At 59.3% G+C, this 4,333-nt stretch carries 5 protein-coding genes and 3 pseudogenes; 2 read left to right on the top strand and 6 right to left on the bottom strand.

The features are described from left to right. A pseudogene (gene ligD / locus CWO89_RS41310) lies at positions 1-842 on the bottom strand (non-homologous end-joining DNA ligase); the annotation flags it as partial. A gap of 104 nt (positions 843-946) precedes the next feature. Here ligD and CWO89_RS41305 point away from each other — a divergent pair. Then, positions 947-1,141: a DUF3606 domain-containing protein gene (locus tag CWO89_RS41305; protein WP_130583990.1), complete on the top strand. Its 195-nt coding sequence runs from the start codon at positions 947-949 to the stop codon at positions 1,139-1,141. 44 nt (positions 1,142-1,185) lie between these two features. Here the strand turns inward: CWO89_RS41305 and CWO89_RS41300 are convergent. The 5 genes and pseudogenes from CWO89_RS41300 to CWO89_RS41280 form a co-directional block, all read right to left on the bottom strand. Then, positions 1,186-1,440: pseudogene (locus CWO89_RS41300) on the bottom strand (hypothetical protein); the annotation flags it as partial. Between the two features lie 112 nt (positions 1,441-1,552). After that, on the bottom strand, positions 1,553-2,134 hold the full coding sequence (locus tag CWO89_RS41295) for a DUF308 domain-containing protein (RefSeq protein ID WP_130583989.1): 582 nt from the start codon (positions 2,132-2,134) through the stop codon (positions 1,553-1,555). Between the two features lies 1 nt (position 2,135). Continuing rightward, complete coding sequence (locus CWO89_RS41290) at positions 2,136-2,318, bottom strand: hypothetical protein (RefSeq protein WP_130583988.1); 183 nt, start codon at positions 2,316-2,318, stop codon at positions 2,136-2,138. Between the two features lie 64 nt (positions 2,319-2,382). After that, the gene (locus CWO89_RS41285) at positions 2,383-3,213 is read right to left on the bottom strand and encodes an alpha/beta fold hydrolase (RefSeq protein ID WP_130583987.1); all 831 of its coding nucleotides are present in this window, start codon (positions 3,211-3,213) and stop codon (positions 2,383-2,385) included. Between the two features lie 26 nt (positions 3,214-3,239). Next, positions 3,240-3,431 (bottom strand): annotated as a pseudogene (locus CWO89_RS41280) (cytochrome d ubiquinol oxidase subunit II); the annotation flags it as partial. Positions 3,432-3,483: 52 nt separating this feature from the next. On the opposite strand from CWO89_RS41280, the gene CWO89_RS46450 reads away from it, so the two are divergent. Beyond that, entirely contained in the window at positions 3,484-3,624 is a 141-nt protein-coding gene (locus CWO89_RS46450) for a hypothetical protein (protein WP_165421547.1), read from the top strand. Positions 3,625-4,333: the final 709 nt, after the last annotated feature.

Genomic DNA, 4,333 nt, shown 5'->3' with positions numbered 1-4,333 from the left:
GGCCAGGAGCTTGGGTTCGACCCAGATGCCCTTGTGGCCGATGCGCTTGGCATAGGGCTGAGTCCTTCGGATGAGGGGCTGAAGCCGCTTCTGCAGATCGGCGGCCGAGACCTTGTCGAAGCCGTGGTCGACTTTGCCGGCGTAGACCAGATCGTCGCCCTTGCGCCGGCCGACATAGAGCCCGTCCCACTTCGTGCCATCGAGTGCAAAACCGGCAATGGTCAACGTTTCCCGCTGCACACAGGTCTTCTTGACCCAGTCGTTCGTTCGTCCCGTTGGATAGCGCCGTCACGTACTTTCGAGACGATGCCTTCGAGCCCGAGCTTGCAGGCGTGCGCGAACATCTCGCGGCCGTCGATCTCGAAACTTTCGCTGAACTGGATGTCGGTGCCGTTCAGTATCTTCTTGAGTTCGGCCTTGCGCTGAAAGAGTGGTAGCTTCCGGATATCGCGGCCATTCAGATAGAGCAGGTCGAACGCCACAAGCGCGATGCTCTTCGACTTACCCTTGAGCTCGTTCTGCAGGACCGAGAAGTCGGTCGTGCCGTCGGCGGCCGGGACCACGATCTCGCCATCCACGACGGCCGAGCTCGCCTTGATCCGCCAGGCATCGTTGGCGACCTTTTTGAAGCGATGCGTCCAATCGTGGCCGCGCCGGGTGAAGATCGTCGCCGCCTCGTTGGCCAGATGGACCTGAACACGGTAGCCGTCGAATTTGATTTCGTGAATCCAGCGGGTCCCTGACGGCACCTTGTCGATTGAGGATGCCAGGGCCGGCTCGATGAAGCCGGGCAGGGACGCCTTGAGGCCGATCGCCTCGGGTTTCCGACGCTGAAACGCCACTGAAGAACTCCACGCTACAGCCGATTCAAATTGGCACAGTTCGAATCGTTCCGGAACCTGGGAATCCCTGTCGCATTGCATCGATGTCACAACAGGAGGCACCGATGGCGGTAGCGAAGAAGACGAGGACAAAGATGGCGCGCGGGCGAAAACAGGACCGGGCGCGGGTGGCCGGCGGGCAGAACTACGAAGTCCAGTACGAGGCAAAGAAGACCGGAAAGTCGGCACCGGCCGTAAAAAAGGCCGTCAAAAAGGTCGGCAATGTGCGGAAACGCGTGGAGAAGAGACTGGGCCGCTGAATTGAGAAGGCCGGGCTGGCGTTGAGGGCCAGCCCTTCGAGTCCGGGGCATTCCGGGCAGGTATCACCGATCGAGTTCAGCACGTCGCGAACCTCGGCCGCCGCCGCGTCAGGGGAAACGTCTGCTGGCGGGTCTCCACGGGCGATATCAAGAGCGCGCTCCCGCGCATGCGGATCGCCGCGATCTTGCATCCAACCGTGCCCCTCACACCGGCGGATGGCGCCCGCTTCCTGGAGCAACTGGATTGCCCATCCGCGCAGCGTCCGTGTCGCTGGCCGTGTCTGTTTCGTCATCAGCATCGAACATTCGCCACCTGAGACGAATCGCTGACTCCTGGAGTTGTTCCGGTCCCCTACCGCGATGATCTATGAAAATACGAGTATGCGCGCCCCGCGTAAAGCGATGCAGCAGTCAGGCGCCTCGCCGCGGATTTGCGAACATCAACAGTGCCGCAGAGATCAGGAAGTAAAGTGCACCGAAAGCGGCGTAGGGTGCCACTTCCAAAATGGTCGTATCCTTAGCGAGAACCGCCTGCGTGACAAAGAACACCCCAGCAAGCATCGACTGCGCTCCGCTCAGGATCATCGCCCATTGTGCACCGAACGTGCGCCAGCGGCGAACACCGGTGATCAGTTGGGCAAATCCCGCTGCGATCGCCCAGAGCCCGAAGACCGCGACCACTGCATTCATGCTGAATTGCAAAGCGACGGCCACTGCGATCGCAGCGACGAGACTGACTGCGACATTAAGCGCCTGTGTTTGGTTCGTTCTCAGACCACCGCTGCTGCGAGCATCAAACCAGTTCGCAAAGGCGTCCCATGCGGGATAGCTGACTAGCAGCGTCGCGGTTATGGCATTTGAATGGGGGATGGCAACCGCGGCCACCGCCCACGCCGCAGCAACGATGGCCCGAATGAGATAATAGGCCGAAAGATTAGCGGTTAATTCCGCTCGCGCGCCAGCATTTGTCATATCGCCTGTCGTCGTTGTCATGTCACTCTCCATCACCGTGTGAGACCAGCCGTCCACCAAAGGGAATGCCCACCGGTGGTTTGCCCAAATGTTCGCTGACCGTATCGGCTGGCGGGAAGATGCTGAAATAGATCGCGCAGGCCTGTCGAATTAGGCGGGCTCGCTCGCGCTCAGCCTTCGGGACAAATTGACTAACCTCACCCATGTTTGCTCCTCGCTTAAGCTCTACCAAATGTCCTGCGCCTCATGCTTGCCAACGGCGCGAGACGTTAGGACGCCATGAACGAGAGCAACTCGGCGTTGACGACGTCGGCGTGAGTCGTGCAAAGGCCGTGCGGCAGCTTCTCGTAGATCTTGAGTGTGCTGCGCTTCAGCAGCTTCGCCGAAAAGGGCGCAGAATCGGCACATGGCACGATTTGATCGTCATCACCGTGCAGAACGAGCGTGGGCACTGTGATCTTTCTCAGATCCTCGCTGAAGTCAGTTTCCGAGAATGCTTTGATCCCGTCGTAGTGCGCCTTCGCGCTGCCCATCATGCCCTGTCGCCACCAATTCCAAATGACCGCCTGCGACGCCTTGGCGCCGGGGCGGTTGTAGCCGTAGAATGGACCGCTCGCGAAATCGAGATAGAACTGCGCCCTGTTGGCGGCGAGCTGATTGCGCAAATCGTCGAACACTTCGATAGATAAGCCCGCAGGATTGGTGTCTGTCTTCAGCATCAGCGGCGGCACGGCGCCAATCAGTACCAGCTTGGCCACGCGATCCTTGCCACAACGGCCGACGTAACGCGCGGCCTCGCCGCCACCAGGGGAGTGGCCAACGTGAATGGCGTTGCGAAGGTCAAGCTGCTCGACAACCGCTGCGGCATCGGATGCGTAGTGATCCATATCGTGGCCATCGCTTACCTGGCTCGAGCGACCGTGACCGCGGCGATCATGGGCAATAGCACGATATCCTTTGCCGACGAAGAAGAGCATCTGGCTCTCCCAGTCGTCAGAGCTCAGCGGCCAGCCGTGGTGAAAGACAATGGGCTGGGCAGACTTCGGTCCCCAGTCCTTATAGAAGATCTGCACGCCATCTTTGGTAGTTATCGAGGTCATAGGGTCGATCCTTGAGCAGTGGAGATTGAGACGTTGACCGAGTAGGTTAGCGGAAAGGCCGCAAGGAGCCCCGCGCCTCCGAACGCCAACCACGTTTCGTTGCCGTCCCAAACAGGGGCCACGGTGTTGACCATAGTGTCTCGGTCTTCGCACCCGTCCACGAACGGAAAGAGGATGCCGATTCCAAGATCAAAGCCATCCATGATCACATACATCATCAGACCGAAACCGATGATGAGGCATAGGGAGCGGTATCTTCCGGATTACCTCGTGCGCGTTTTGGAAGGCGAGCGCATCATGCCCGAGCCCGGGCGGCCGACCTATTTCGAGATCCATGGAGTGCCTTATAGGGGCGAGTTGGTGGAAAGCGAGGGACGCCGGCGCGTTCGCGTCTATCCCGAACGTGGCTGAAGAATCAAGCTTGGCTGCATTCCAAATGCTCGGCGGGCAGCTCGCGCGCAACCTTCGCTCACGTCGCGCTTGATGGGCTATGCATCCAATCGATGCAGATTGCAGAGGTGAGGCGTGACTTTGGCGGTGGTGCTGGCGGCCGGTTTATCGTGCTACAACTCCACTCCACTGCTCGTACTCAGACCCGAGGTTGGTTTCGAAGACGACTGTCTCTCGACAATGCCATGTGCAGCCCGATCGATAGGGACCCCCCTGCAGCACTTGCCCGAGGGTTCCTCCCGAGAACTCCGCTCTCCGTCGAATGCTATGTGCCGTTGCACCAAACAGACGGGGCGGGTTGACATCTCCCCCTTCCTAAAGCTCCTCTGCTTATTCATCATCAAGCAGTCGCCGAAGCTCCCCTCGAGAACTGCTCCTGATCAACAGTAAACTCTTCTGGATCAACGAAAAACGAGAGGCCAGGGGATCCTCAATGCCTGCGGGTCGTGTTGTAAAATCTCTCGATGTAGTCAAACACATCAACGCGATACGCTCCTCCATAGGACTTCTCTCCCTGAAAGGCATCGTCCAATCCCTCCTGAAATGGACCCGCGGAGCGGGACCGCTTGAACCGGTTTGTTAGTTGGAAACTGACCGCTCCTGATGGCTTTCTATCACGCAGCCAGAGACGCTGTCTGCTGCAGCTGCTGTGGGCATGTGGTCAACGCGT

The organism is Bradyrhizobium sp. Leo170, from assembly GCF_004296405.1.
Classification (GTDB): domain Bacteria; phylum Pseudomonadota; class Alphaproteobacteria; order Rhizobiales; family Xanthobacteraceae; genus Bradyrhizobium.
Note: the sequence above shows the minus strand (reverse complement) of the source record. Positions and strands in the feature narration are given on the sequence as shown.

What these genes read in the sequence shown, in the direction of transcription:
- CWO89_RS41305 (WP_130583990.1), top strand. Translation starts at nt 947, where the DNA reads ATGGCGGTAGCGAAGAAGACGAGGACAAAGATGGCGCGCGGGCGAAAA.
- CWO89_RS41285 (WP_130583987.1), bottom strand. Translation starts at nt 3,213, where the DNA reads ATGACCTCGATAACTACCAAAGATGGCGTGCAGATCTTCTATAAGGAC.
- CWO89_RS41295 (WP_130583989.1), bottom strand. Translation starts at nt 2,134, where the DNA reads ATGACAACGACGACAGGCGATATGACAAATGCTGGCGCGCGAGCGGAA.
- CWO89_RS41290 (WP_130583988.1), bottom strand. Translation starts at nt 2,318, where the DNA reads ATGGGTGAGGTTAGTCAATTTGTCCCGAAGGCTGAGCGCGAGCGAGCC.